Annotated in this window: 25 protein-coding genes; 10 read left to right on the forward strand and 15 right to left on the reverse strand. The window is 66.2% G+C overall.

Annotated features, from left to right (window positions below):
• Nucleotides 1–95: 95 nt before the first annotated feature.
• Entirely contained in the window at nucleotides 96–1496 is a 1401-nt protein-coding gene (locus ACXKR8_RS27770) for an IS1380 family transposase (RefSeq protein WP_458266600.1), read from the forward strand.
• Nucleotides 1497–1677: 181 nt separating this feature from the next.
• On the opposite strand, the gene ACXKR8_RS27775 is transcribed toward ACXKR8_RS27770, so the two are convergent.
• The 9 genes from ACXKR8_RS27775 to ACXKR8_RS27815 form a co-directional block, all read right to left on the reverse strand.
• Entirely contained in the window at nucleotides 1678–2589 is a 912-nt protein-coding gene (locus ACXKR8_RS27775) for a type I restriction-modification system subunit M (protein ID WP_458267301.1), read from the reverse strand.
• A 215-nt stretch (nucleotides 2590–2804) separates the two neighbouring features.
• A complete protein-coding gene (locus ACXKR8_RS27780) occupies nucleotides 2805–3431 on the reverse strand; it encodes an HAD family hydrolase (protein WP_458267302.1) in 627 nt (208 codons plus the stop codon).
• A 97-nt stretch (nucleotides 3432–3528) separates the two neighbouring features.
• A complete protein-coding gene (locus ACXKR8_RS27785) occupies nucleotides 3529–4170 on the reverse strand; it encodes an ATP-binding protein (protein ID WP_458267303.1) in 642 nt (213 codons plus the stop codon).
• Nucleotides 4137–4877, reverse strand: a complete 741-nt coding sequence (locus ACXKR8_RS27790; protein ID WP_458267304.1) for a class I SAM-dependent methyltransferase — start codon at nucleotides 4875–4877, stop codon at nucleotides 4137–4139. Before ACXKR8_RS27790 ends, ACXKR8_RS27785 begins: the two co-directional genes overlap by 34 nt.
• Nucleotides 4878–4947: 70 nt before the next feature.
• Nucleotides 4948–6342, reverse strand: coding sequence for a hypothetical protein (locus tag ACXKR8_RS27795; RefSeq protein WP_458267305.1), 1395 nt, complete (start codon nucleotides 6340–6342; stop codon nucleotides 4948–4950).
• A 4-nt stretch (nucleotides 6343–6346) separates the two neighbouring features.
• Nucleotides 6347–7111 (reverse strand): hypothetical protein, encoded by a 765-nt coding sequence (locus ACXKR8_RS27800; protein WP_458267306.1) that lies wholly within the window; start codon nucleotides 7109–7111, stop codon nucleotides 6347–6349.
• A 40-nt stretch (nucleotides 7112–7151) separates the two neighbouring features.
• Entirely contained in the window at nucleotides 7152–7736 is a 585-nt protein-coding gene (locus ACXKR8_RS27805; protein WP_458267307.1) for a hypothetical protein, read from the reverse strand.
• A 149-nt stretch (nucleotides 7737–7885) separates the two neighbouring features.
• Complete coding sequence (locus ACXKR8_RS27810; RefSeq protein ID WP_458267308.1) at nucleotides 7886–8185, reverse strand: hypothetical protein; 300 nt, start codon at nucleotides 8183–8185, stop codon at nucleotides 7886–7888.
• 77 nt (nucleotides 8186–8262) lie between these two features.
• Complete coding sequence (locus tag ACXKR8_RS27815; RefSeq protein ID WP_458267309.1) at nucleotides 8263–8772, reverse strand: nucleoside-diphosphate kinase; 510 nt, start codon at nucleotides 8770–8772, stop codon at nucleotides 8263–8265.
• A 355-nt stretch (nucleotides 8773–9127) separates the two neighbouring features.
• On the opposite strand from ACXKR8_RS27815, the gene ACXKR8_RS27820 reads away from it, so the two are divergent.
• The 4 genes from ACXKR8_RS27820 (at nucleotide 9128) to ACXKR8_RS27835 (ending at nucleotide 11665) form a co-directional block, all read left to right on the forward strand.
• On the forward strand, nucleotides 9128–9796 hold the full coding sequence (locus ACXKR8_RS27820; protein WP_458267310.1) for an NUDIX hydrolase: 669 nt from the start codon (nucleotides 9128–9130) through the stop codon (nucleotides 9794–9796).
• A complete protein-coding gene (locus ACXKR8_RS27825) occupies nucleotides 9793–10203 on the forward strand; it encodes an NUDIX hydrolase (protein WP_458267311.1) in 411 nt (136 codons plus the stop codon). Before ACXKR8_RS27820 ends, ACXKR8_RS27825 begins: the two co-directional genes overlap by 4 nt.
• 50 nt (nucleotides 10204–10253) lie before the next feature.
• Entirely contained in the window at nucleotides 10254–11459 is a 1206-nt protein-coding gene (locus ACXKR8_RS27830) for a M20 family metallopeptidase (RefSeq protein ID WP_458267312.1), read from the forward strand.
• Between the two features lie 83 nt (nucleotides 11460–11542).
• Entirely contained in the window at nucleotides 11543–11665 is a 123-nt protein-coding gene (locus tag ACXKR8_RS27835) for a hypothetical protein (protein WP_458267313.1), read from the forward strand.
• Here the strand turns inward: ACXKR8_RS27835 and ACXKR8_RS27840 are convergent.
• The 5 genes from ACXKR8_RS27840 to ACXKR8_RS27860 form a co-directional block, all read right to left on the reverse strand.
• The gene (locus ACXKR8_RS27840) at nucleotides 11662–12681 is read right to left on the reverse strand and encodes a tryptophan--tRNA ligase (RefSeq protein WP_458267314.1); all 1020 of its coding nucleotides are present in this window, start codon (nucleotides 12679–12681) and stop codon (nucleotides 11662–11664) included. The genes ACXKR8_RS27835 and ACXKR8_RS27840 overlap by 4 nt on opposite strands.
• A 418-nt stretch (nucleotides 12682–13099) precedes the next feature.
• On the reverse strand, nucleotides 13100–14863 hold the full coding sequence (locus ACXKR8_RS27845) for a relaxase/mobilization nuclease domain-containing protein (RefSeq protein ID WP_458267315.1): 1764 nt from the start codon (nucleotides 14861–14863) through the stop codon (nucleotides 13100–13102).
• Entirely contained in the window at nucleotides 14853–15722 is an 870-nt protein-coding gene (locus ACXKR8_RS27850; protein WP_458267316.1) for a plasmid mobilization protein, read from the reverse strand. Before ACXKR8_RS27850 ends, ACXKR8_RS27845 begins: the two co-directional genes overlap by 11 nt.
• A 151-nt stretch (nucleotides 15723–15873) precedes the next feature.
• Nucleotides 15874–16848: a DUF2637 domain-containing protein gene (locus ACXKR8_RS27855; protein WP_458267317.1), complete on the reverse strand. Its 975-nt coding sequence runs from the start codon at nucleotides 16846–16848 to the stop codon at nucleotides 15874–15876.
• 354 nt (nucleotides 16849–17202) lie between these two features.
• Entirely contained in the window at nucleotides 17203–18366 is a 1164-nt protein-coding gene (locus tag ACXKR8_RS27860; protein ID WP_458267318.1) for a DUF3631 domain-containing protein, read from the reverse strand.
• Nucleotides 18367–18745: 379 nt separating this feature from the next.
• Here ACXKR8_RS27860 and ACXKR8_RS27865 point away from each other — a divergent pair, with 379 nt between their 5' ends.
• From ACXKR8_RS27865 to ACXKR8_RS27885, 5 genes are all read left to right on the forward strand, one after another.
• Nucleotides 18746–19264 (forward strand): helix-turn-helix domain-containing protein, encoded by a 519-nt coding sequence (locus ACXKR8_RS27865; protein WP_458267319.1) that lies wholly within the window; start codon nucleotides 18746–18748, stop codon nucleotides 19262–19264.
• Between the two features lie 131 nt (nucleotides 19265–19395).
• Nucleotides 19396–19701, forward strand: coding sequence for an excisionase family DNA-binding protein (locus ACXKR8_RS27870; protein ID WP_458267320.1), 306 nt, complete (start codon nucleotides 19396–19398; stop codon nucleotides 19699–19701).
• An 11-nt stretch (nucleotides 19702–19712) separates the two neighbouring features.
• Nucleotides 19713–20951 (forward strand): tyrosine-type recombinase/integrase, encoded by a 1239-nt coding sequence (locus ACXKR8_RS27875; RefSeq protein WP_458267321.1) that lies wholly within the window; start codon nucleotides 19713–19715, stop codon nucleotides 20949–20951.
• An 802-nt stretch (nucleotides 20952–21753) separates the two neighbouring features.
• Nucleotides 21754–23037, forward strand: coding sequence for a DNA cytosine methyltransferase (locus ACXKR8_RS27880; RefSeq protein ID WP_458267322.1), 1284 nt, complete (start codon nucleotides 21754–21756; stop codon nucleotides 23035–23037).
• 44 nt (nucleotides 23038–23081) lie between these two features.
• Nucleotides 23082–24260: a PDDEXK family nuclease gene (locus tag ACXKR8_RS27885; RefSeq protein WP_458267323.1), complete on the forward strand. Its 1179-nt coding sequence runs from the start codon at nucleotides 23082–23084 to the stop codon at nucleotides 24258–24260.
• A gap of 141 nt (nucleotides 24261–24401) precedes the next feature.
• Here the strand turns inward: ACXKR8_RS27885 and ACXKR8_RS27890 are convergent, their stop codons facing one another.
• Complete coding sequence (locus ACXKR8_RS27890) at nucleotides 24402–26129, reverse strand: AIPR family protein (RefSeq protein ID WP_458267324.1); 1728 nt, start codon at nucleotides 26127–26129, stop codon at nucleotides 24402–24404.
• Between the last annotated feature and the right edge of the window lie 514 nt (nucleotides 26130–26643).

The following is a 26643-nucleotide window of genomic DNA, read 5'->3' on the forward strand; positions in this document are numbered from 1 at the left end:
CCGAGGCCTGGACATAACGACGCGGATGCCCTCTGACCTGGGACGATGGGACTTCCTACAGAACCAAGTCGCCAGAACGAGAGAACATCCGCGAGATGCAATCCTGCCATGCCGCCACAGCGGTTTCCGCCGTCTTCGACGAGCCGAACCTGATCGCCGATGCCGGGCTGCTGTCGCTGGTCCGGCTGGCCGAGCGGGCCGGCCTGCGGCAACTGGCCGCGTCCGCGCTCCGCATCGAGGGCGCCGACAACAGCGGCGGAGCCAACCCGGCCGCCAAAGTGATGTCGCTGATCAGCGCGATGTGCGCGGGCGCGGACAGCATCGACGACGCGGCGCGGCTGCGGCACGGCGCGATGGACCGCGCCTTCACCTCGGTCCGCGCGCCCTCCACCCTGGGCACCTTCCTGCGCTCCTTCACCCACGGCCACAACCGCCAGCTCCACCGCGTTCACCGCGACTTCCTGGCCCGACTGGCCCGCAGCACCCCACTGCTGCCCGGCGCCGACACACTGATGTTCATCGACATCGACCCCACCCACCGCCGCGTGTACGGCCACGCCAAGCAGGGCGCGCAGGTCGGCCGCCTCAAGGGCCAGCGCACCCTGCACCCGATCCTGGCCACCCTGTCCACCCCGATCGCCCGGCCCGTGATCGGCGCGGTCCGCCTGCGCCGCGGCAAGGCCGCCGACGTCCGCGGAGCCGAGAGCTTCGTGAGCGAGGCCCTGGCCATAGCGAAGGAGACCGGCGGCACCGGGATCCGCCTGGTCCGCGCGGACAGCAAGTTCTACACCGCCGACGTGGTCGCCGCCTGCCGCCGGGCCGGCGCCCGATTCTCCCTGACCACCGGCATGAACCCCTCCATCGCGGGCGCGATCTCCCGCATCCCGCAGGAGTCCTGGACGGCGATCCGCTACCCGGACGCCTTCGTCGACCCCGACACCGGCGAGATGGTCTCCGACGCCGAGGTCGCCGAGATCCCCTACACCGCCTTCACCGGCCGAAGGAAGTCCGAGCACGTCACCGCCCGGCTGATCGTGCGCCGGGTCCGCCGATTGAACGCCGAAGTGGCCCAGGGTCAGGGCGAGTTGTTCACCGCCTGGCGTTACCACCCCGTCTTCACCGACAGCTCCTTCGCGGTGCTGCAGGCGGAACTGCACCACCGGCAGCACGCCGTGGTGGAGCAGGTGATCGCGGACGGGAAGTCCGGGCCTCTGGCCCACCTGCCGTCCGGGAACTTCCAGGCCAACGCCGCGTGGCTGACCCTGTGGGCGATGTCGCACAACCTGCTGCGGGCCGCCGGTGCGCTGACCTCGGTCTTCCACGCCAAGGCCACCACAGCGACCCTGCGCGCCCACCTGGTCCACGTCCCGGCCCGGCTCGCGCGCACCGCGCGCACCAAATTGACGGTGCATCTGCCCGAGCACTGGCCCTGGCGCGACGCCTTCACCGCCCTGTTCGAGGCCGTCCACTCCCCACCGCCGCGCCCGGCGGCCTGACCGCCACAAGATCCCGCACCGCGACGGCCCGACGGCCACCGGCGACAGCGCCACCAACCGCTCCCGACCCCGCACAACCCCTCGGACAGGCCGCGACCCGCGCACGGCGGCTACCGCACACCCTCAACCTGTTGCCCCCAGCGGCCGACCGTCCACGGGCAGGAGAGCAACCCCGAAATGATCAGCCGGTGGATTCGGGATCAGTGCCGAATGGAGGATTTGAGAGTACGTAGTCGAATGTCTGCCCCTCGTAGAGGTCCTCGACGAGAGTGTTTCCCTGCTTGATCGCGTCTGGGCGGCCGCCTTGAATGAGCAGGTCTGCCTTGCCGAGGGCGAACGCGGACGGCATGAGCTCCTGCCCATAGAGAGTGATGTCGATCGTCTCGTTCATGCGCCGCAGCGCTTCCTGGCCGATGAGTAGCATGCCGCCGGAGCCGGCCGTCGGGTCATAGATTGAGCGTGCCGCGCTCTCCCCGGCGAGGGTGTCGTCGTCGTTTGCGATCAGGATGTCGACCATGAGCTTGATGGCGTCGCGCGGGGTGTAGAAGTTTCCGGCCGCCTTGCCCTTCTTGTTGAAGGCCCGGTACATGACGTCTTCGAAGACGTCACCCATGCCGGTGTTGCTGAGGCTGCCGGGGCTTAGGTCGAGCGTGGAGAAATGCTTGACGACGGCGTGCAGGCGGTTGGTGTCGGCGAGCACCTTTGCGCGCCGGTTGAAGTCGAACGAGACCCAGATGTCGGCGATGTTGTTCGAGAAGCCATCGATGTAGCTCTTGAGAGACTTGTCCACGTTGTCGTCGACCGACGCGATCGTCGCCAGGTCAAGTGGCGAGACGTTATAGAAGCCCAGACCGAACCGATCCTTGACCGCGATGTCGATGAGGTGCTGGGGCATACCGGCGAACGCGTCGACGTACTTGATGACGTCGTCCTTGTTGTCGGCGAGCATGCACTCTAGCCGTCGGAGTACCGTGAACGGCAGGATGTAGTCGCCGTAGTCCTCCTCGTCGACGATGTTGCGCAAGTACTTGTCCGCGGTGTCCCAGACGATCCGCGCCGTCGTCTTCCTGGATGCCTCTGCCGACTCGGCCATGCGTGCTCGTTCCTGATCGTCCCAGCGCTGCTCTGCATCAAAGACTTTACATCGTTCCCTGTATCAGGAACGTGGCATTTGGCCCATGTCCGAGGAGTAGGCGGCTGCCGACGAGGATACGGGGGCCCTCCGGCGTCGTTCCTAGCCGGACAGGAGCGAGTGGTCCCCCGCCACTACCGATCGCGGCAAGCGGGGCCGCACAGCGGGGTCGCCGTCTACGAGAGCAATCGGGGCAGGTCGGTGATCGAGTCGATCTGCCAGTCGGCGTTGGCTCTGAGGGCCGGGTCGTCAGCCTGGAGGTACCCCCAGGGGCCTCGGCGGAGATGTGCTGTGCGCAGGCCGCCTGCCTTGGCGGCGATGATGTCGTTGTCGCGGTGGTCGCCGACGTAGACGATCTCGTCCGGGTTGCCGGGCGCCCAGTCGACGACGCGGGCGAAGAACGCCGGGTCCGGCTTCGCCACCTTCCACTGCCCGGAGGTGGCGATGGCGTCGACGGGGAGGTCGAGTTCGGCGAGGAGTTCGGCGGTGCGCGCGGTCTGGTTGCCCGCGATGCCCACCCAGAGGCCGGCGGCCCGTAGGGCAGCGAGGCCAGGGCGGGCGTCGGGGTAGAGGTCGGCTTCGCCCATGGACTCGCCCTTGCCGGCGTCCTCGCGGGCCTGGCGCTCGGCGACGAGGTCGAAGCCGGGCCGGATGAGCCGCAGGGCTTCGGCGTTGTCCTGGCCGAGAGCGGTGACCGCGCCGACGAGCACGGCGAGGGTGTGCCGGGGGACGCCCAGCCAGTCGGCCCAGGAGCCCCAGAAGGTGGTGTCGTCCATGAGCGTCTCGCCGACGTCGAACACCACTGAATGGATCGCGATAGTTCGCTCCTCGTATACCGTGGCCTCGTCAGCGTCGAGGGAGCCGGTCCGACCTGATTGTCGAGGTTGAACCAGCGGCCGGTCAAAGGCAGTGCAGTCCCGCCAGTATCCGACTGAGCATACGTGGATCTGTTGGCGAGTCTCGTTCGCTGGCGGATGGCCAGGACTCTGTGGGCGCGTCCAGTCTCAGTTCCGCCCAGATGACCTTTCCGGTTGCGTCGCGAGGTCGGTAATGGCCCCACTGATGGCTCAGTGTGTTGACGAGGCGGAGCCCTGATCCGTCGGCTGCGCTTCCGGCGGTCCTGATGACCGGAGGGCGCGGGTCGCGGTCGCTCGCCTGCAGGATCAGTCGGGGCCCCGTCAGTCTCAGTCCAATCGCGAAGGTGCCCACGCTGGCCAGCGCGCTGTAGGAGAGCGGCCCTGGGATGGGGTTCTGCGTGTGGCGTGCCGAGTTGGCGGCCAATTCCGAGACAAGGAGGAGGGCTGTCTCTGTGGTGCCGGGCGGGACGCGCCAGCGGCGAAGGACCTCGTCTGCGTGTCGCCTGGCCCAGGGTACGGCGCTGGGTATTTCGGCCAACGTGAGCTGGCTGACGAGGAGGTGCGTCGAGGACACGGTCGGATTCCTGGGATGTGGGCTGAGCTGGTGGCAGGGCTGCGGTCCTGCCACCAGTTGCTCGTGCGGGATGGGCGCTACTTGGTGGCGGTGACGTAGACGCTGGCCCACTTGCGTTTCGGGTTGGCCAGAGTCGGGTCGAACTGCCAGGGCTCGACGGAGGCAAAGCCGGCCTCGGTGAAGAGTTGGACCAACTTCTCGTGGTCGTAGGCCCAGTGGTGAGCGTTGTAGGTCGGATCGTCGTCCTGGTCCCGGAAGACGTAGTTGATGAGGTCCAGGTAGGTGTTGATGTCGTTGCGGCAGCCGCGCTTGGCGTACCAGCGGTGGACCATCTCAGTGGTCTGTTCCGGCGGCGCGGGGTACTGCTGGAGTACGAAGGCTGCGTCCGGCACGCCCGTGATCAGTTGGCCGCCGGGGGCGAGGACGCGGTGGGCCTCCTGGGCGTAGTGCTTGGCGGAGCGGGGGTAGTCGATGTGCTCCAGGAAGTGCTCGGAGAAGAGCAGCTCGACGCTGCCCTCCTGCAGCGGGATACCTTCGCGGACGTCCCAGAGGAGGTCGGCCGGCGGGACGAGGTCGATGTTGAAGAAGCCGTCGAGCTGGTGGCTGCCGCCGCCGATCTGGACTTTGGTCGGGGTCTCGTCGAGGCCGTTGGGCCAGGCGCGCTGGCTAGCGCGGTGGAAGCGGCTGAGTTCGATCTCCTTGGCGGCGGCGCGTAGGACCCGGCCGAGGCCGTGGGTGGTGGATGAGTCGGCGAGGATCTCGGCGATCTGCTCTCCGAGCAGGTCGATGGACGGTATGCGTGAAATGTCGCTTGCCATGGCAGAGCTCTCCTACGATCGGGAGGCGGGATGGGTTGATCGACGGGGGTGGCAGGGGCGCGGCCGGGTTTCAGGCGGCGCTGGTGCCGGGGGCTGCCCACTGGTTGTTGCGCATGAGCGTGTACTTGATGTCGACCAGGCGCGGGGCGACCGTCAGGTCGAGCAGCTGGGTCGGGTGGAGGTTGCCGGTCTCGTCCGGCTCGGCCAGCCACACCTTGTAGTCGAGGTTGGGGTAGGCGGGGTTGATGCCGATCTCGCCCTTGGGCATCGTGCCGTTGAAGGGCGCGATGATGTCGAGGTGGTTCCAGTAGTTCCAGGCTTGGAGCGCCTTGTACTGGTCGAAGTAGAAGTAGAAGTCCGGGTAGCGGCCGAAGGTCCGCAGTTCGCGGTGGATCAGGTGGCCGAGGAGCGGGCCCAGCTGTGTGGCCAGGCTGTCGAACTCCCAGCGAGTGTGGCTCCATGCCTCCGGCACCTGGCCGGCGGTGAAGAGGCGGGCTGCCACCAGGTAGCTGATGCGCTCCGTCAGGTATTGCGCGGCGTGGCTCGCGTCCAGGGTCGGGTCGACCTGGGCGAGGAGGCCGGTCAGCTCGTCCGGGGGAAGCCGGAACTTGGCCAGGTCGAACTTGCCGATCATGCCGGGTACGGCGAACAGCAGCTCCTTGTAGAGCCAGTTGTTGAACTCACCGAGTTCAGCCAGCTGTTGGGTGCGCGCGGATGTCGAGTGGAGCATGACGTACTCCGCGAGAGCCTCGAAGTAGAGGTAGCCGAGGATCGGCAGGCGCGGGATCGTGTCGTCGAGCAGTCGCAGGAACGCCCGGGGTGAGACCGTGGCCTTCTGGTAGGCAAGGGCTGCGGCTGCGGCCAGGAACGCGGTCGAGTTCTTGACCCGGCTGACGACCGTCTCGCGTAACTGGTGCCGCTCGGCCTTACTGAGCAGGTACTCCAGGTGTCCGTAGATCTGCAGGTGGATGGAGCCCAGGCGCAGGTAGTCCACGCCCGCGAGGCCGCGGTATGCCTGGGCGGGGAGCTGCAGCTCGAAGATCAGGGGTGTCGCGGTCCGGTTGGGCATCCCGATGCGTTCCAGGAAGGCCGGCGCCTCCCGGTTGAGGACGTAGGAGCCGAGGTTGTGCGGACGGAAGCCCCGGTCGGTGGTGGTGAGCGGTGCGCAGTAGATGCTGCCGACAAGGCAGCCGCCGGAGGGGTAGAGAACACCCTGCTCGCTGATCTCCTCCAGCGCGTGGGTCACGTGCAGGAGGTGAAGCGAGCCGCCCTGGCTGAGTGAGTCGAAGAGCGCGTTGCGACGCAGGAGGTGTCCGTTGGGCGTGGTCTCGGCCAGGCGCTGTTCCCATGCCGTGGCCTGCTGCTGCAGCGAGTCGGCCGATTGCGGGTGGGTGGAGAGCAGATCGGGGGAGTCGAAGAAGGCGTGGGCGTCGGCCCACAGGCGGTAGGAGTCGAGGAAGTCCACCGCCTTACACCAGTCCCTTCTCGGCTATGGCGTAGGCGACCGCTGCGGAGCTGTCGGCCCCGGCCAGGTAGGCCGACTCGGATATGACCACCAGGTCGTAGGCGAGGGCCCGCAGCTGGTCGAAGGCTGGCTCTCGGACGTGTCGGGCGTCCGGCCACCAGCTGAGCTTCGGCAGGCGGTAGCGGTCGAGCGCGTCGGCGACCTTCACCAGGTCGCAGATGCGTGACGCTCTGGCGTAGTCGGCGTGGTCGTCGACGCTGAATGCCTCGTAGGGCACGTCGTGAAGCCGGATGGCGGTGGCGGCCTGGATGACGCGGCGCGGGGTGGCGCTGAGCCCGAAGTGCTCCCAGACTCGGTCGGCGTTGGCTGCGAGCCACAGGGCCGCGCGGGATCCGTGCCCGCTGTCGTCCTTGTCGTGCAGGCGCTGGGAGTCGTGGAGCGCTGCCGCTACGACGGCGGTTGCGGCGGCGTTCTCGTCCAGGCCGTGCCAGTCCGCCAGCAGGGCCGTCAGTGCCGCTGTCCGCAGGCTGTGGCGCAGGCCGTGGATGGACTCGGCCAGCTTGGGCTCGGCGAGCCACTCCTTGGGGATGGCCGCCCGCTGGATCAAGGTCCGTGAGGTTGCACGGAGTGACGGTGGCCATGCCGACGGGAAGGCTGGGCGGTTGGCCCTGATCCACGCCACGGTCTCGGAGTCGGTGTACTGGTGACGCGGTAGCTGCCGTAGGGCAGCGAGATCGACCAGGCTCGCAGGTGCAGGGGTCGTGCTCATGTGCGCCCACCCCTTCGGTGGTTTGGACGGTGCGGGGCTCCTAGCGGATCTCGTGTGCGGTCGTGCGAGCAGCCTTTCGTTCCGCCTCGGCGGCCTCGAAGGCTGTGGTGAACTCGACGAGCTCCTGCTCGGTCATCAGCCTCACGCCCAGACCGGTGGCCACGGAGTGGATGCGGTCCACCGCCTCGGCCTTCGCCTCCTCGGACGCGTCGTCGCCGAGCAACACCTCGAACTCGGCGTGGTACCCCCACGCCTCGCTCCACTTCACGGCGATCTCGACGCCCAGGAAGCGGAAGTTGCGCCGGAAGTTGAATGCCTCGTGCATCGCGCTCTCGAAGCCCAGGGCGTTGAAGATCCGCACTGCCGCCTGGACGTCCCCCTGAGCGATGGGGAACTCGGTCTCGGGGAAGGCGGAGCCCTGGCCGATCCGGCTCTCCTTCAGCGTGATCTTGGCAGTGCCGGCGGCCTTGTTCTCGGTGACCTTCAGGAGCTGGTCGGGCAACACGTAGAAGTAGATGCGCTTGTCGTCCTGGCCGAGGTCCTCGGCGGCCTGTGTCAGACGGGCGACGAGCTGGTCATGTTCGTCCCGATCAAAGCGGGCCCGCAGCTCGATCTCAACAGCCAACGGTCTGGTCCTCTCGGTTTTGGGCAAGGCGAATCCCGCCGGGCCAGGGCGAGCAGCCCCCCGGCCGGTTGCGGCGAAGATCTGAAGTTGTCTCTTCCCCAGGTGCTACGGGCGGTGCAGTCGAGCTGCACCGCCCGGTCCCGGAAGCGTCAGGCGATCACGTTGAAGCGGTCTCGCACGACGCCCTCGTGAAGGTAGTTCGGCAGCGGGATGCCGCCCACGGTGTGGCGACGGGGGGCGACATCGCTCAGGGAGTCGGTCGGCAGACCGTCCAGGAGCTCCAGGCACTTGGCGACCCACTCCCGGGACCTGTCCGAGTCTCCGGAGTCCCGCAGAAGCAGGGCCAGAGCGTAGGAGGTCTCAGCGGCGGCCCACTTGTCGGTCGCCAGTTCCAGCTGGAAGGCGGACTCCAGTTCCTCGGGGGAGGCAAGGCGCGACTGGTTGGTCATTGGTGCCCTCTCTTATTGCGACGGTTGTGCCTTGGTGGTCAACGCGCTGGCGTCACCGCAGTGACGCCGGGGCCGGGCTAGTACGTGAAGATCTCCGCGAGCGTGCGGTAGTCGAACAGCTCCTCCTTGGAGAACCACAGTTCGACTTCCTGGTCGGCCTCCTCCTTGTTGCCGGAGGCGTGGACGAGGTTGGCGACCGCCTTGCCGGTGGTGAGGCTGGCGCCCGAGCTGTAGTGCGAGAAGTCGCCCCGGATCGTGCCTGCCGGTGCCTGGTTCGGGTAGGTGCTGCCGACCATCTTGCGGACCGTCGCGATGGCGTCGTAGCCCTCCAGTACCAGGGCGATCACCGGGCCCTGCTGCATGAACGTGGCGGTGACGTTGTAGACCTCGGATCCGAGACGCTCCTCCAGGTCGAAGTAGTGGCGTCGGGTGAACTCCGCGTCCATCCACCTCATCTTGGTCCCGACGATCTTCAGGGCGGCGTCCTCGAATCGCTGGGTGATCCGCCCCGCCAGGCCGCGGGCCACGGCGTCGGGCTTGAGGAGGACGAGCGTGCGCTCGACCGATTGGACCTGATCCTCGGTCATCTGTTCCCTTTCGGCGTGCTGGTCTGCTGATATGACGAACGATCAGTACGCCATGCACCGAGCCTACCGGCGCTGCCGAAGCGGATTTCGTAGCGCGATAGGGCCGAACAGGGAAAGCTCAGGAGAACTCGTTGAACCCGGCCCAGTCCTTCGTGTACTGGCCTAGAGTTGGGCGGGTCCAGCTCGTTGCTGGTGCGGCCGGTCGAGGTGACCGGCCTTGCTGTCGACGGTCCTGGTCATGCATCCGAGTCTGCTGCACAGGGCTCTCCGTCACGATGCAGCTCCAGTGCGCTGGCGATGCAGTTCGGTGCACGCGTCCGGCACTTCGACCGCAGCAAGGCGAGGACCCCGACCAGTGGACGTGATCGAAGCCTGGAGCGGCCGGTACGCCTGCCTCCTGCAGGCTGCCCTGCGCCTGACTAACGAGGCATTCGCGACCCAGCTGGGCATCGGCGTCAGAACCGTCGCTGCCTGGCATGCCGACCCGGCAGTCGTCCCGCGAGCTGAGGTCCAGCAGCTTCTGGACCATATGCATGAGGGTGCACCGCCTGCGGCCCGGCAGCGCTTCCAGGCGTCGATAGCCAACGACCGTGCTGACCATGCGTCTGTCCAGTCCGGGACGGCGGCACAGGCTCTGCGTGTGGGTATCGCTATCGTCGTCCGCGCAGCCGATGTACTCCTGGTCTGCCGCCACGACGATGAGGCGTCCGGGATCCAATGGCAGTTCCCGGCAGGCGTGATCAAACCCGGTGCGAAGGCAGAGACCGCCACCGTCCGCGAGACCCTGGACGAGACCGGCGTCCACTGCGCTGTCCGGCAACCCCTCGGACGACGACTCCACCCGGTGACCGGCGTGATGTGCGAGTACTTCCTCTGCGAGTACCTGGCCGGCGAGGCCACCAACAGCGACGCCGTAGAGAATATGGACGTCATGTGGGTGCCGCGCAGTGCGCTGACCCGCTTCATACCCGCCGATGTCATCTTCCCGCCGATCTTGGCGGCCCTGGAGGTAACGCAGACATGACCGAGCAGAGCGCCGAAGGCCGACCCGGGATCGCCGCCGCCGTCGTGACTGACGCTGGACGGGTGCTCATGGTCCGCCGCAGGGTGAACGAGGGCCAACTGTCATGGCAGTTTCCAGCGGGCGAGATCGAGCCAGGTGAGACGGCGGAGCAGGCCGCTGTGCGAGAGACACAGGAAGAGACCGGCCTGACCGTCAAGGCCGTCCGGCTGCTCGGTGAGCGCGTGCACCCCAAGACCAACCGCCAGATGTCATATGCGGCCTGCGAGGTGCTGTCCGGATCGGCGTCGGTCGTAGACACGGAGGAGCTGGACGCTTGTGCGTGGATCACGCGCGATGAGATCGCCGAGTACGTGCCCTACGGGTTGTTCGAATCGGTCCAGTCGTATCTGGACGAGGCGCTGCCGTAGCTCAGAAGCGTTGCCAGTGCGGTAGTCCGGACACGGAGGTGAGGAGAAGCGTGAAGCACGACCTGGTGGCTCGGGCCGCCGAACAGGCACCTTCGATCTTGGCCCTTGCCCAGGAGCTGATCCGGCGTCCGAGCCGGGGCGGCATCGACGACTACGCCCCCGTGCTCGCTGTCCTGGAGTCCTGGCTGACCGAGCGCTCGCTGCCGCATCGGCGTCTGCACGGCGAAACAGGGCAGCTCGTCGGCCTGCTCGTAGAGATCGCAGGTGGCCAGCCAGGGCCCTGGTGGACTCTGGACGCCTGCGTCGACACCGCGCCGTTCGGCGATGAGAGCGCGTGGTCGTTCCCGCCCACGATCGGCGATGTGGCCGACCATTGGCTCAGGGGCAGGGGCGCGGCCGACTCGAAGCTGGCCGCCTCCATGTTCTGTCACATCGCCGCTGACGTGCGTAGCAACGCCAGCAGGCTGAGGGGCGGTCTGGCTGTACTGCTGGATGTCGATGAGCACACCGGAGGCTTCGGCGGCGCTCGCGCCTACATCGCCGATCCCAGCGCTGAATGCCCAGCCGGGGTGATGATCGGCTATCCCGGTTTGAACGAGGTCGTCGTCGGGGGGCGCGGCCTATGGCGGGCCGTGATCGCGGTGCACGCCCTCGCAGGGCACTCGGGGACCAGTCGGACGGTTGGGGCTAGCGCGATCTCCCGCGCTGCGTGCCTGGTACGCCTCCTGGACGAGGCGGACCTCCCAGGCGTAGGGGGCGACGCATCGAGATTCCCGTTGCCGCCCAAGTTGAGCGTCACCGCTATCCGGGGAGGCGAAGGGTTCTCCGTCACCGCGGACCGGTGCGAGCTGAACGTGGACGTACGCACCACTCCAGGCTTCGATGCCGAGGCCGCCGACACACTGGTCCGCAAGGCTGCTGCCGAACTGGACGCCGAACTCCCCGGCCCCGAGCCCACCGTGGTCACACTGGTTGCCTGCTGGCCTCCCTTCCAGCTACGGCCCGACGAGCAGCCCGCCGCTGCCTTGATGGCGGCGGCAAGTGCAATGGGCCTGGCGGTGCGGGCGAAGGTGGCGGGCCCTTCGAACATCGGCAACCTGCTGGCCGGAGTCGGCGGCGGGATCCCGGCCACCGCCGGATTCGGAGTGCCCTATGAGGGTCTGCATGCCATCGATGAGCGGGCCAGCCTCGCCGAACTTCCCCAGGTGTACGCGGCATACCACCAGGCCATCCTCTACCTGATGGATGCCCCCTGACCTGCTTCTCTTCCCACCGAGATGGGGAGCCGGGGGCCAGCCTCGCCGAACCGGTAGGCGACCGACCCGATCCCCTCGCGGCCATGGTGGACGTCGTTGACCCGCTGCTGGGCTGGGGCCACCTCACCAATCTCGTCGTCTGCCTGCCCGGTAAGTGGACCACCGCTTGGCAGGCAGCCGACCAGGTGGTGGCCCTGCGCGGTTAGCCGATGCCGATGGCCTGGCGGACCTGCTCCAGCACCGGAGCGGCCCGCTTGCGCGCCTTCGCCGCCCCGATGGCCAACAGCTCCTCCAGTTCACTGCCCGGCTGCATAAGCGACGCGTAGCGCTCGCGCAGCGGCCCCATCTGCTCGTTCAGGACAGTGTGGAGGGTGTCCTTGAGCTGTCCCCAGCCCATGCCACCGGCCTCCAGCCGTGCACGGACCTCCGCCGTCGTCTCCGGTGCGGCGAAGTGCGTCAGCAACTGGAAGACGGTTGAGGTATCCGGGTCCTTCGGGGCCTCCACCGGGGTGCTGTCGGTGGGGATGCGGCGCACCAACTTGCGCAGTTCCGTATCGGGGGCGAACAGGGGGATGGTGTTGCCGTAGGACTTGCTCATCTTCCGGCCGTCGGTGCCCGGCAGAGCGCGACCGCTGTCCTCGCTGGGGATCACGGCCTTGGGGATCTTCAGCTGGTAGGTGTCTCCGTAGACGGCGTTGAACGCCCCGGCGATGTCGGCCGCGTACTCGACGTGTTGCAACTGGTCCTTGCCGACCGGGACCAGGTCGGCCTCCATGATGAGGATGTCGACGGCCATCAGCACGGGGTAGTTGAACAGCCCCATGTTGACGCCCGAGTCCAAGTCCTCGACTCCTGCCTCCCGGTTGCGGTCCCGCGACGCCTTGTAGGCGTGGGCGCGGTTCATCAGTCCCTTGGCCGCGAAGCACGACAGGATCCAGTGCAGTTCGAAGATCTCGGGCACGTCGGACTGCCGGTAGAAGACCGTCCGTTCCGGGTCCAGGCCGGCGGCGAGCCAGGTCGCAGCGACTGAACGGGTCCATCCTGCGAGCAACTTGGGATCACGCACCGACGTCAGTGCGTGGTAGTCCGCGATGAAGTAGATCGACTCCGTACCACCCGCCAACTCCAGGGCTGGCTTGATCGCCCCGATGAAGTTACCGAGGTGTGGTTCCCCGGTCGGCTTGATACCCGTGAGCGACACCTTGGACTCAGCAATCACCATGCACAGAGCCTACCGACGCGGCCTCGCCGATCGAGCTTCGAGAAGCTCGTCATGGGTGGCCGAGGCGGCGATTGATCCGGACTCCGGATTTCGGGCGATCCGGAGCCCGGACCGGTCAGAAATCCGGAGTCCGGATCCGGGGTGGCCTGCAGGGGTCAGTCGTCGTGATCCGGGGTGGTCTCGATTCGTTCCTTCTCGTAGGCGGTCTCGCGGGCGTGCGCCTCCAGGAATGCACGGAGTTCCGGGAGGGTGATGTTCCGGACGATCTCCGTCTCGGCTTCGGTGAGAGGACGCCCGTCGAGGTGGAATCGACCGCCGGGACGGTGCTGGAAATCAGTGTCGAAGAGCAGGTCGATGACGTCGAGGCGTATGTCGATCGGGGACAGGGTGTTGCTCCTTGGTGCGGGGGGAGGGTGGGTCAGCGCGACCGGAGGCGCTGGTCAGTGACCGGCTGGCGGGGCGTCGTGGGGGTGCCGGGGGCGGCTGGGGTGGTCGTTGCCCGTCGGATGGTGGTGCGTGATCCCGCGACTCGGGCTCGCTGGCTGACGCGGTCGTCGGTGGCTCCGCGTAGGCGCCAGAGCAGGACTTCGGCGGGGTGGTCGGCGGTGTCGAGTTCCCGTTGTCCGGCCAGGTTGGCGAGGGCCTGTCGGGGTGGGGTGCCGGCGGACTCGGCCTGGGCGAGGGCTGTAAAAAGCGCCGGGCAGGCGGGGTCGGCGAGGATCTTGTGAGCGTGGTGAGGGATGGCCGCTTCCACGGCGGCGGTGAGCCGGATTTTCTCCTTTGGGCTGGGGGTTCGGTCGGTGAGGCGGGCGAGTTGGGGGCGGGCGGCCTGGTGGTAGGCGGCCTGGAGGTGGACTAGGGACTGGCGGGCGGCTGCGGCCTGCTGTTGGTGGCCGTGCTGGGCGTGCCACTCGCCGAGGGCGATCAGCAGGAACACTGCGGAGAGCAGGGCGGCGGTGACGAGGTCGCCGTCCTTGCCGCCGGGCGCGGTGAGGAGCGCCTTCCCGGCCTGCCGCAGTGCGTTGGCGGCGCGGTGCTCGGCTCGGATCGTCGAGCGGTTGGCACGGTTGAGTGCGGTTGCGGCTGCCCGCAGGTCCGCGCGGAGCTGGCGGGGCGCGGCTGCGGCGGTGTTGTGGAGCAGTTCGGCGAACGCTGCTGCCTGCGCCTGGACCTGGGCGTCGAACCCCTCGGGAGCTGAGCCGTCATCTGTGGTGAGGAGGAAGGCGTAGGTGGTGCGCAGCTCGGCCTCCGCGCGTCGCCAGGAACTGCCGGGGTCGGCTTGGCGGGCCATGCCCGCTGCCGCGTTCGCGGGCTGCTCGCTGTCGGCGGGGATGAACCGCTCGCGGAGCCGGTTCAGGGACAGGTCCGGGGCCAGTGCGGAGCCGCCGTAGAAGATCGGCTTGTTGTCGCGGTCGGTGTCGCCGGGGGCGGCCAGGCTGTAGCCGGTGACTTCGCCGGTGACGGGTCCGAGGCGGGGTCGGACCTGGACGCCGAGGGCGGTCAGGACGGCGAAGAACTCCTGCTCGTCCCTGGCTGCGGCTGCGGCGGCGTAGGCGTGTTCGCGCAGCCAGACGCGTGCCGTGTTCTTGCGGCCCTGGCGTTCGGCCTTGGCGACCTCGGCGCCGGTCGGGGTCTTGGGTGCGGTGCCGTCGCCGGATTTGAGGCGGCGCAGGCCGAGTTCGGCTTCGATCTTGCGGGCTTCGGCCTGGGCGCGGCGGCCGTCGCCCTTGTTGCGCGGTCGGCGGCCGTCTTCTCGGACGCTGGTGGCCATGATGTGGATGTGGTCCTCGGCGTGCCGCACCGCGATCCACCGGCAGGCGGCGTCGTCGCCGTGCTCGGCGATGCCGGTGGCGTGCACGATGCGTCGGGCGACCTCGGCCCATTCCCTGTCGGTGAGGTAGCGGTCGCCGGGTGCGGTGCGGACGGGGCAGTGCCACACGTGCTGCGGGACCTTCTTGCCCAGCCGCTGCTCGCGCAGTTTGACGGGCTGGTCGAGGTAGTCGGCCAACTGCGACAGGGCGGCCTGGTGCTGGTCCAGGGGGACGCGGCCGGGATCGACCAGGCCGGGCATGGCGAACGCGGCGACGATGTGCGGGTCGGTGTGCTCGTTGCGGCGGCCGGGACCGAAGAGGTAGGAGAGCAGGCCGCGGGACCGGTCGCCGGTGGAGACGTCAGGCACCACGGCGGCCACCCCCGGCCAGGACCTGGTCCATCAGGAGGCGGGCCCGCTGGGCGACCTGGTGCAGCTCGTCGAGGTCCGCCAGCGCGCGGTCGGGCAGCTCTCCCTTGTGGACGGCGTAGACGAGCTGGTTGAGGTTGTTCCCGATGCGCCCGAATTCCCTTATCAGCCTGCCGAACAGGACCATCAGGTCCTGGGTGGCCTGTGGGGAGGGCAGGGCGGCGACGCCGTCGGGGCGCTGGTCGGGCAGGTAGGCGTGGGCGAAGGTGAGCCCGGCGTCCATCAGGTACGCGGACAGGGAGCGCCCGGCTTCGCGGGCGGTGCGCTTGAGGAATTCGCGTTCCGCCGGTTCGGCCGAGCACGTCAGCTGCACCGAGCGCTTGGTTCCGGAGCGCGGCCGGTAGAGCACGTCGCTCAGGCGCCGGCGGCGCTCGGCGCCGGGCTTGCTGTCGTCGGAGATGGGGGCGGGGATGTCGTTGGCGGCGACGCCGTGGTGCACGAACTCGTCGGCGGTCATGGTCGGCGCGAGGCGGACGACGGCTTCGCTGGTGGGTTCGCTCGGCTCGGCGGGCGGCTGCTGGTCCTGGTCCTGGTGGAGGCTGCGCTCGGCCTCCACCCCCGCCTCGGTCCCGGCCCCGTGGGCCGGGCCGGTGTCCGCCCCCGCTGGGGCGGGCACGAGCGCGAAGACCGCATCGCCCCCGGCGATGTGGACTTCGCCCCAGCTCGCTCCGCTGTTGTCCTGGCCTGCGTCAACGTCCTTGCCGGACCTGGAGGTTACAGGAGCGATGCGGGCCTGTCCCACGGTCTGCGGGTGTGGGACGTTGGGGTTGGTGCCGGAGTTGCTGCGGAAGGGGTTGCGCACGAGGTTGCTCCGTTCGTGGGGGACGGCGGTCATTGTGTTCGGGAACTGCGATTTGGTCGGGCTGTGAATTCGGTGTAGGGGGCGCGGCTGCTGGAGTTTGCAGCCGCGCCGGCTTACTGGCTCGCTTCAGTGACGGGGTTCCGGACGGGGTTCAGGCCCGGTCGGCGAGGAATTGCCGGACTTCCGGTTGGGCGGGGTGTTCGCGGGTCCGGGCGGCGCTTCGGACCAGAGCGATGGCCTCGGTGACGCGGTGGGTTGCGGCGCCGACTCCGGATTCGGTCAGGGCCTTGCGGGCGCTGTCGCGCGTGATCTGGTCAGGGTCCGGGTGGGCTGCGGCGATGACGTCGGCCAGTCGCTCCAGGGTGGCCATCGGTGGGCGTCCGCCCTGGGCCAGGGCGCGCGGTACGGAACCCTGCTTCATGCCCTGACCTGTGTCGTTGTGCTCGTCCTGGTGTTCGCCCTGATGGAATTCGGACGGGGCTCCGGAGGTCGCTGCGGTGTCCGTAAGTGGGGTGGCGAGATCCGCGTCTCGAAGATCGCCGGTCTCCGGGGCGGGGTTGGTTCCGGTCAGCGGGGGCTGGCGTGTGCCGCGCTGCGCCGGCGGTTCGGTGGGTGCGGGCTGCTGGTCCGGAACCTCTGCGGTGGTTCGGGTCAGTGCGGTTCGGGTGGGGTCGGTGTTGCCGTAGCGGGTGATCAGGATGTGGAGGTGGGTGGCTCCGGCGAGGGGCGCGATGGCGGACAGGATGGTGACGGTGGTGTCGTCCAGGTGCAGGGCGGTGGTGCCGGGTTGGTTGAGGTCCAGGGCGTGCAGGCCGTTGGCCCAGATGCTGGCGGCGGTGGCGGTGATGAACAGGGCCCAGGCGTACAGGCGCGCCGGGAGCGGGGCCTGGCGCAGGACCAGCAGGGCTCGGACGCCGTACGCGATGAAGCCGTCGATCACCACCGGGAACAGGTAGGTGAGTTGGGGGCGGACGTGGACGGCGGTGGCCATCTGGCGCAGTGCGTCGTAGGACAGGGCGCATCCGGCCAGGCCGAGCAGGATGATGGCGGCCTGGTCCCACCAGGTGGCGCGGTGGCGGCCGGTGGGCACGGCGGGGCCGGTGGCGGGTGTGGCGGTGTCGGGCATGGTGGAGGGGTCCTTGCGGTGGGGTGCGCGGGGGCGGTGTGTGTGGTGTGCCGTCTTTGCCGTCTTGCCGTTGCATCCGCAGGTCAGGGGCGGTACGGCAGGGGCACGCGGGTGCCGTCCGGGACGGCAGGGGAGATGCGACGCGGTGAGCTGCCGGGGCGGTGCGCCCGCTGGCCGTCTCAGGGCTATGGACGGATGGCTATCCGTCTTGGGACGGCTATCCGTCCCACTCAAAGGGCCGATGACCTGCGGTTTCGCGGCTGGGACGGCAGGGACGGCAGAAGACGGGGGTGCGGCTCGGTGGCCCCTGCCGGGTGCGCGGTGCGCGCGTGGGCGGCAGGGGCTAGCGGCCGGTCAGCCTGGGTCGGCCTGGGCGGGTTCCAGGGGGTGGACCTTGGGGCAGTAGCGCTTCCAGGCGTCGGCGAACTTGGTGCGGGTGTAGCCCTTGCGCTGGATCTCGCCGACGCGCACGTTGCCCGAGCTGATGCCGTACTCGCGCAGCATCGCGCCCAGCCCGCGCGGGCTCAGGCCGCCGCGCCCGTGCTCGGCCCAGGGGGCTTCGGGGTCGCCGTTGAGCGCGAACAGGATCTCGTCGGTGCTCAGCTGCTCCTGCTCGCCCCTGGCGTGGAAGATGCGGCGCAGGTCGGCCAGGATGCGGGCGTTGCTCGGGTTGTCCTGCTCGGCCTCGGCTTCGGCGGCGACCATGGCCGTGCAGGCGTGGCGGGCGCGCTTGGGCCAGGGTCCGCCCGCGAGGTCGGCGACGATGACCAGGGGTTCCCAGGTGTCGGCGGCGCGGTCCTCGACCGGCAGGGGCGGCTCCAGGCGCAGGGCCCGCTCGGCGACGGTGGTGGCCCACTGGGCGAGCAGGGCGCGCAGTTCGTGCAGGGCGGGGCTGTCGCGCTTGGTGCGGTAGGGGCTGACACGCTCGCCCTCGGCGCGGCGGCGCATGCGGACCACGATCGAGCGGTCCATGATCGTGTCGGGCAGGTCGCCGATCCCGGCGATGGCGGCCATGGCGAAGGTGTGGAACTGGTGGGGCTTGTGGTCGTTGCCGACCACGCGCAGGACGGGGCGGTTGCGCTGGTGCCCGGCGTTGAGCAGGCCGCGCATCTCCTCGTTCTTCTCCGCCATCTTGACGCTGCCGAAGATGGTGTCGGCCTCGTCCACCAGCAGGGTCGGGGGCTCCTCGGTGATGGAGCGGAAGATCGCTGCGGCCGAGGAGTTCACGGTGATGACGGGGTCGTGGACGGTCTCGGTCAGGACGTCGAGCAGGCGGGACTTGCCGCAGCGCTTGGCGGGGCCGACCACCGCCAGGCGCGGGGCGTGCTGCCAGCAGGACTGCAGGTGGGTGGCAGCCACCCACAGCACGGCGGCGTCCAGGGCCTCCTCGCGGGGCATGATCACGAACCGGGCCAGCGCCGCCTTGAGCTGGTCCAGCAGGGCCGCGCCGTGGCCGGCCGGGTCCTCGGGGTCCGGTTGTCCTGCGTGGACCGGGCCGGGGCGGGTAGTGTTGTTCATAGCGATTCCTCACTCGACGGCTCCGGGGGGCAACCCGGTCCGTCGTAGGTCAGCTGTCCAGGGATGGGCGGTACAGAGGTGTCCGATCAGCCCCCGGTGTTCGTAGCGCCGGGGGTTTTGTCGTTCTCCGGCGGCGCGACCGCCGCTCTCAACCTCCTTCAGGTTTGGATTCTCAAGCTCCCACTACAGGTATAGTGTCCCGGCGGCCGGAAGTCAAACCGCTGAACGGTTTGCCTCGGCATTCGCGATTCGCATAACCCTAGGCAGGCACGGTGAGTGACCTGCGCCACTTTAGGGTTCATGCGATTTGCGGTTGGGCATCTAATGCTGGTAGGTTCTAGGTATGGTCCGGTGTCAGTTCAATCGAGAGGGGGTGAGCATGGACAAGCCCAAGCAGCGAAACCTGGTCCCCAGCGAGGGCGAGGCCCTGGTGCGGCACAACCTGAAGATCATGAGGAAGGCCGCCCGACTGTCCCAGGAAGACGTCGCCGAGCGCATGAACCGCCTCGGCTTCAAGTTCCACCAGACCCAGATCGCCAAGATCGAGAACGGCTCCAGGTCGATCAGCTTCGACGAGGTCCTGGGCCTGGCCAAGGCCCTGAACCTGCCCGCCGACTACTTCATGACCCAGGCGGTGGCCGACCCGAACGATCCGCACTGGGAGCTCCAGGAGGCCGGGTTCCGCCTCCAGGACCTGGAGAGGGAGTGGAGAACCGCCCAGGACCTCGCCGACGCCGCCAAGGCCCGCTACGAACAGGCCGACCGCGAGTACGACGAGATCGCCGAACGCCTGGGTGTCGAGGACGAGCCCACCGAGGGCGGGTTCACCTTCTACCCGGCCCCCAACTCGCCCGAGGACCCGCTCCGCAAGGACGCGGACGCCCCCGTCGCCGAGTAACGCACCACCCGCCCCGCGCGTCCCCCGGCGCTACGAACGCCGAGGGCCGCCCAGCGGACCCACAAAATCCCGCCCATCCCGCACAGCGACCACGGCGGCGCGTTGCCCACGCGCCGCCGAGAGGTATCCCCTTGTCTGAAACGACCATGCCCATCACCCTGCTCGCGGACGCCCTCGGCGTCAGCCCGCAGGAACTCCTGCACCTCGTGCGCTCCACCGCCGCTGCCGTGTCCGACTCCACCCTGGTCGCGCTCACGGTCGAGGAGGCAGCCCGCCGACTCGGCGTCGGCCGCACCACGATGTACGCGCTCCTCGCCTCGGGAGAGATCCCGTCGATAGCGATAGGCCGCCTGCGCCGCGTCCCAGCCGACGCCCTGGCCGCCTACGTCGCAGCCCGCTCCCAGGCTGCCCCGTCGACCGCCGCTCTCGCGGCCTGAAGGGGGCACCCGTGGCGAAGTCCCGGCAGCCCAACGGCGCCTCTTCGATCTACCTCGGCAAGGACGGGTACTGGCACGGCTACGTGACCGTAGGCGTCAAGGACGACGGGAAGCCCGACCGCCGTCACGTCATGCGCAAGACCCGCGCCGACACGACCAAGGCCGTCCGTGAACTGGAGAAGCAGCGCGACGCCGGCGGCGTCCGCAAGCCCGGCCAGGCTTGGACGGTCGAGTCCTGGCTGGTGCACTGGGTCGAGAACATCGCGGCCCTGCACGTCTCCGAGAACACCATCGACGGCTACCGCGTCGCGGTCTACCACCACCTGATCCCCGGCCTCGGCGCGCACCGGCTGCTGAAGCTGGAGCCCGAGCACCTGGAGCGCTTCTACAAGAAGATGCAGGACGGCGGCAGTTCGGCCGGTACCGCGCATCAGGTCCACCGCACGGTTCGCGCCGCGCTCAACGAGGCCAAGCGCCGCCGCCACCTGACCGAGAACCCGGCCAGCATCGCCAAGGCCCCTCGCCTGGAAGAGGAGGAGGTGGTGCCGTACACGGTCGAGGAGGTCCAGCTCCTGCTGGAGGTGGCCAACCGGCAGCGCAACGCCGCGCGGTGGGTCATCGCCCTGGCGCTCGGCCTGCGTCAGGGCGAGGTCCTCGGCCTCAAGTGGACGGACGTCGACTTCGGCCTCGGGGTGCTGGTCGTCCACCGCGGTCGGCTGCGGCCCCGGTACCAGCACGGCTGCGGGGACCGCTGCGGGCGCAAGCCCGGCTACTGCCCGCAGAAGGTCAACATCCGCCGCGAGACCAAGGACACCAAGTCCCGCGCCGGACGGCGGCCCATCGGCGTCCCCGACGAGCTGATGAAGCTCCTCGCCCTCCACCGCGAGGAGCAGGACCGCGAACGCCGCCTCGCCCGCGACCTGTGGGTCGAGAAGGGGTACGTCTTCACCTCGCCGACCGGTGAGCCGCTCAACCCCAACACCGACCACCACAAGTGGAAGGAACTGCTGGAAGCGGCCGGCCTGCGCGACGGCCGACTCCACGACGCCCGCCACACCGCAGGAACGATTCTGCTGATCCTCGGCGTCCCCGACACCATCGTCGACGCGATCATGGGCTGGGAGCCCGGCCAGTCGGCCCGCATGCGCCGCCGCTACCAACACCTGACAGACCGCGTCCTCCGCGACACCGCCGACAAGATCGGCGGACTCCTCTGGACCCGCCCTGACCAGCGGCCTCCCGCCGCCTGATCTGGACAACTGCAACTAAAACTGCAACTACCAAACGCAGAGGGCCCGCACCGGCGAACGGTGCGGGCCCTCTGACCTGCGGAGGATACGAGATTCGAACTCGTGAGGGGTTGCCCCCAACACGCTTTCCAACTGTCCGCACCACAATTCAGGGCCGGTCGTGGACGTTCGCGCGGCAGGTCAGACAGGGTGCGCGTACGGCGGTGAACAGCGGTGTCCGTTAGCGCACTGGACAAAGACCAGGACAACGAACGGGACAGAGGACACGACCATCCCGCCTGCACCATCACCGCTTTCGTCGCCGCTGCACAGCATTCAAGGCTGTGGGGTAGCCGTATGTGCTCTGGCACGCTCGTTCGATGCTGTCCGCTCGCGTTCGCCCGCAGCCGCGGTAGCCGGTAGGCCAAGAGACGATGATCGCCGCTGAACGTCTGCGGACGACGCCGGTCGACACTTGGTTCTGGATGTCGACCCTTGGCCAAGCCGTCGGATTGACTGTAGGAGGTACGTCTCACCGCCTAGACACACGAGCCACCCCTGCGTCTGGGCAAGGGGCGCAACTTGAGGGAGCCGCATGCCGCCGGCTCATGAGCGGTGCATGGCACCGCCTCAGACGGCGCCACGAACGGCCAGGGCACGTCAAGCCCGGCACCCAGCCAACTAGGATGAACGTGACCTCAAGAACCAGGTTGCAGGCATGGCGGACACTTCAGGGGTGTCAGGGGACAATGGCACGCTAGGGAGGCTGCTGTGGTCCGGAACTCCGGTCCGTAGCTCCGTAACCGGTCAGTGAGGTTTAGACATGGGTAGTACGGCCAATGATGAGGGGCGAGCTTTGACTGCGGCTCCGACCGCGATTGATCTGTTCAGCGGTGCTGGCGGAGCATCATTCGGCCTAGTGGAGGCTGGCTTTGATCTGCGCCTAGCTGTGGACGTGGATCCCATGTATGGCGAAACACACTCCGCCAACCTGCCGGGACAGTTCCTGTCGGCGGACTTGCGCTCACTCGATGCAGACAAGATTGCCCAGGCTGCTGGCATCACCCCTGGAAAGTTGGACTTGCTTTTTGCGGGCCCCCCTTGCCAAGGCTTTTCGATGCTTGGCTCTAGAGTGGTGTGGGATGAGCGAAACAATCTCTACCGGGAGGTGCTACGCCTCGCTGAAGAGCTGACACCGCGGGCTATTGTGATTGAGAACGTGCCCGGCCTAGTAAGTCTCGGAGGGGGAGCCTACCTGCGAGCCATCCTGGATGGATTGGCCGCACGCGGCTACGCAGCGGCCTGCGCAGAGCTCTTGGCGGCCAGCTACGGTGCCCCACAGATGAGGTGGCGATTGATCATCATCGCCTGGCGAAGTGACCTTCAAATTCCTGCTGGATACGGGTTTCCAGCTCCCACCCATGGCCGCGGTCGCATTGGTGACCTGCTGCCGAACTGCACAATTCGTCCTGATGAGCTGGCTGGCTTCGTGACCACGCGAGAAGCACTCGGGGACATGCCAGCCCTGGAGGCTGGCGAGCAGGTGTACGAATACGTCAGCACTCCGCAATCGTCCTACCAGGTGAGAATGCGTGAAGGCCTCACGACGGAGCTCTTCAATCACTATGCAGCGAACCTAACTAAGGTCAACCTGGACCGTCTGGCACTGCTCAAGCCTGGCCAGGACTGGCGAGACCTGCCACATGCAATGTTGCCGCCGGGCATGCAGCGCGCACTGCGTAAGGATCACACGCGTCGCTACCGTCGCATGACTTGGGAAGGCATCCCTCGCTCTGTTGTCACACGCTTCCGTGATCCCAAAACTGGCGAATACACCCATCCTGAGCAGAATCGGACTATTTCCATTAGAGAAGCCGCGCGGCTTCAGGGCTTCCCTGATCGATTCGTGTTCCATGGGACACGGTCAAGTCAATACGAACAGGTAGGAAATGCGGTCCCAGTGCCGCTTGCGCGCGCCATCGCACGAGATGTCCGCAATTGCCTCTTGGGATCCCTGGGCGATCGGCTAGACCACCCGTTTCGGCGACGTCCAGCACGGCAGATCGGCATTCACGGAGAGCTCATCGAGCAGGGTGTGCTGGTTTGAGCAAAGTTCTGATGTGACAGCATCCGTGTGGATACGATCGCTGTATGACTGACTCGAACCTTACTGTGCGCCCGGACTACGTCAATGCCAAGCGACCGCACGTGGCAGAGTGGTTCGGGCACAGGGTCTTTCCGATCGTCTCTGGCTCGGAAGCAGCCCTCCAAGATCAGCTTGCGCACAGGTGCCCATTTCTGACGACTGCACTTGGCTCATCGCAACGTTGCGTCAAAAGTGACGAACACGATCCTGCCAAAAGGAACTCTGCAGGCGTATGTACGATTAGTTCAACTAGCAACAAGATTCGCCAAGATTGGCTGGTTTGCCCGTTTCGGGCATTGGACGAACGCCTCATGCAGCAAATGGTGCGCCGGTTGTTTAGCGTAGCGTCTGGTAGCCAGATCCTCGTTCGTCCCGCGCCCGTCCTTGAAGACCCGCAGGACCGCGCTGAAGTGCTGCAAGCTATTGCTTCTGGAGACCGTCGCGCCTTCGTCTATTTCCAGGGAAAGCTCGGGGGCGAGATCGGACTACCGAAGACAGCAGGTTCTCCTGCCATGTCCTTTGATGTGACTGTGGTTGAGATCCTCGCTGGCGATCAGCAACAGCTAGCTATCACCGATTCGAATGCTGAATCGGTGAGTCTAGGGAAATATGGCGTCATAGAACTCCAGACCACCGATACACACGGCAGCTACAAGGAGACCGTCAAGGCTCTCACCGACGCTCTCAACCTACATCCAGCCGATTTTCATCGACAACTCGCCAATAATCCCGAGTGGGCTGGCAAAAAGGTAGAGGGCCCAAATGTCTCTAACGTCTTCAAGCGCACCTTTTACCAAGTAGCCTTCAAATTTCAAGCGACTAAGCGAGAATCCTCAGTGGGATGCATTTTGGTTCTCCCGAAGCCCGTCTGGGACTCATGGCAGCCATTTCTCGGAGCGCCAGAATTGACTGAGCATGAAGATGGAACTTTCCGCCTTCTCGATGACAACTCCACTGACCCTAGTGACTGGATCTACGTATTCGATGTAGCGGAGAAGTCCGACCGTGGTGGGCCGGCGCAGCTAGCAGTCGGCGTTGTTCTGGGAACCAACGCCGCTGCCTTGAGCAGGGCAGCGCTTGATATCGCGCCCAAAAAGGCAGTGGAAGGCCAAGGCAGTAACGATGCGGTACTCACTTCGCTCCGCCGAAGGCTAAAGAATACTTTGCCGGGGCTCGGTCTCTGAGGGGTTATCTCAGGATTGCAGGCACCGCTAGCGATAATATCGTAATCTGCATCAATCAGTTAAGCTCGGCCAAGGACATTAAACTCCTGGCCGGGCTTAGCCGGGCGCAGAATTTGAGAGGGCACGCGAGACCGGATTTTCCTATGCTTCGCGAGCCCGGGCGAGCAGGTATTCGCTGAAGTTCTGGGTTTTTGCTGCCCTTTCTAGAATTACCCCCTCTGAAGCCATGTAGTCCGCGGACCAGGATTTCAGATTGTCAAAGAAATTCTTCATATCTGAGTCGCTGAACTGTGGCTCGCTCAATGCGATGGATCGTAGCTGCTGAGGCCGGCGGACAGGCATTCCGTCATTAAGGTGGGCAGTCAGCAGCATGGAGAGATGGAATTTCAAGTTGCTCTTCTGCACAATATTCGCGTCTGCCGCTTCTGACAGAATAAAGTTATCTACCCTCCGCTGGAGTCGAGCTGCCCAAAGATAGACCTCAAGATCAATGGCTGAGTTAAATACAAGAACGTAGTCGTCGTTGTTCTTTAGCAATGAAGACGGTTTTCCGCGCGCCTTATCTGGACGGGCTAGCCCCATGGCGGTCACTGCAGCACCCAGAAACTGGATGCTGACAATCTTGGAGGGGTCTTTGCCGTCGTTTTTATAGAACCCCTTCCTCCTGTCGTAATACCATCCGTGCGTCAGAAAGTAATTTTCAATATTTCTCTGAACCTCGTCCGTTGCACGCAGGGACGCGTCGGTGATTGCGGTTTGCCGATTTGTGGCTCGAATGACCATATCTCGCGTCGCTGCGTCATCGGTAACGATGATTCGGACTAGCAGCATACGATCCAAATTACTGGATTCACTGGAGCCTCGGAGAGCCTCGAAGATCTCATGGCTCGTTTGCAGACCATTGACGATCTGAATATTAGACAGGGAATAAGTCTTGGCGGTACTCGTCGCCTCACTGCAGATCAGTGTTACGCCGTTATTCATCCACCAAAATTCTGGACTATCGGGAGAGTTCAGTGAATTTCTAATTTCTTGATTTACGGATACATTCCCTTGATAGTCTCTCACGTTCCACTCGAACAAATGACGACGGAGGCGTCCATTTTCGTCAACAATTAGGTCATAGTAATCACGCAGTCTAACCAGAGCCACATGTGATCGGCCGCTTGTTGCACTTTCCTGGTAATTCATCGCAAATGTATATGGTGGGCGTTCATTGTACCTGGCTAGCAACTCCTTTCCGCCAAGAAGCTCTACGGAAACTTTCTGGGAGTCCGGAACGGAGCTTTGAATTACTTGCTTAAGTGCGAAAGTCTTGGCTTCCAATTGTGGTGTGATGTTACGGGCATCTCCTGGGGTCGCATAGATCACGTTCACGCTGATTCGCGGATGCCGAACCAATAGTTTTTCCCATGCATTGCGAAAAAAGCCGAAACGCTTCAGGATTTTACTGTTGTACAAAACAGAGAAAGATTCCAAAGATTGTGAAAGGTCAAGCAGTCGACGCAGTGTACCTTCTAGCTTTTCCAGGGCCTCTTCGGAAAAGCTAGGGGTACGCTTAGCCTGAACAATCCAAAGCTCCAGGTTTCTATCTTGGCCAAAATCGCTCGGCTTGCTCGAAGGCAAGACCACATCTGAGTCCTCGTCCAACAATGCATCGTCAAAGAACACATAGACCGCATCAATGGCGCCATCTTGGCCACCGCCCGCAATCCCGGCTGCAACGTCCTCTATACCTAGGCCAAATGTCCGAAGAGCCAGCTCGGATGCAAACATCTCGAAGGCTGTGGAATCTAGGACGGTGGGAAGATTTTCTGTCTTCCAAGTATCGAAGATGCGCATAATGAGCGTTTGGGCATTGCTGGGCATCTGGGGCATCTGAGGTCTCCTGCCTGTCGACATTCAAAGGATCAGATTAGCGCCTAGATGCGCTCCCGGCTGCCTGTTCCACAAGGAGCGCGGTTGGACGCTGTGCGGGTAGGGGGATCGGGCCGCAGGGACGTTGAACCACCTCGCCTGTCCTTGCCGTTCCTCCTAACTGGCATCCATAGGAGATGACCTGCAGATCCTGCTCGGCAGCGGTCTTGTCTAGGACGAGCCCACGCGACTCATCGACTGGACGCGCGCCCTCAGACCGTCGCACTTGCCGCTGTAGGCCTCACTCGCATAATCGCTGCCGGGGGCGCAATGAAATATCATGCCGTTCACCATGGGTCATGCCCCGCCGAGTGGTGTAGCCGATCAAGCTGGGGATCTTCACAATCGTTCGGCTGGCAGGGGCACGAGCAGTGGGCCGGACCGATTCCCGCTGACTGACGCCATGTCAGCACGGTGCGGCTCGGTAGAGCAGCGGTTCCGGTTGTGAGCTGCGGGTTTGGCGCCT

Source organism: Streptacidiphilus sp. PAMC 29251 (assembly GCF_054208735.2).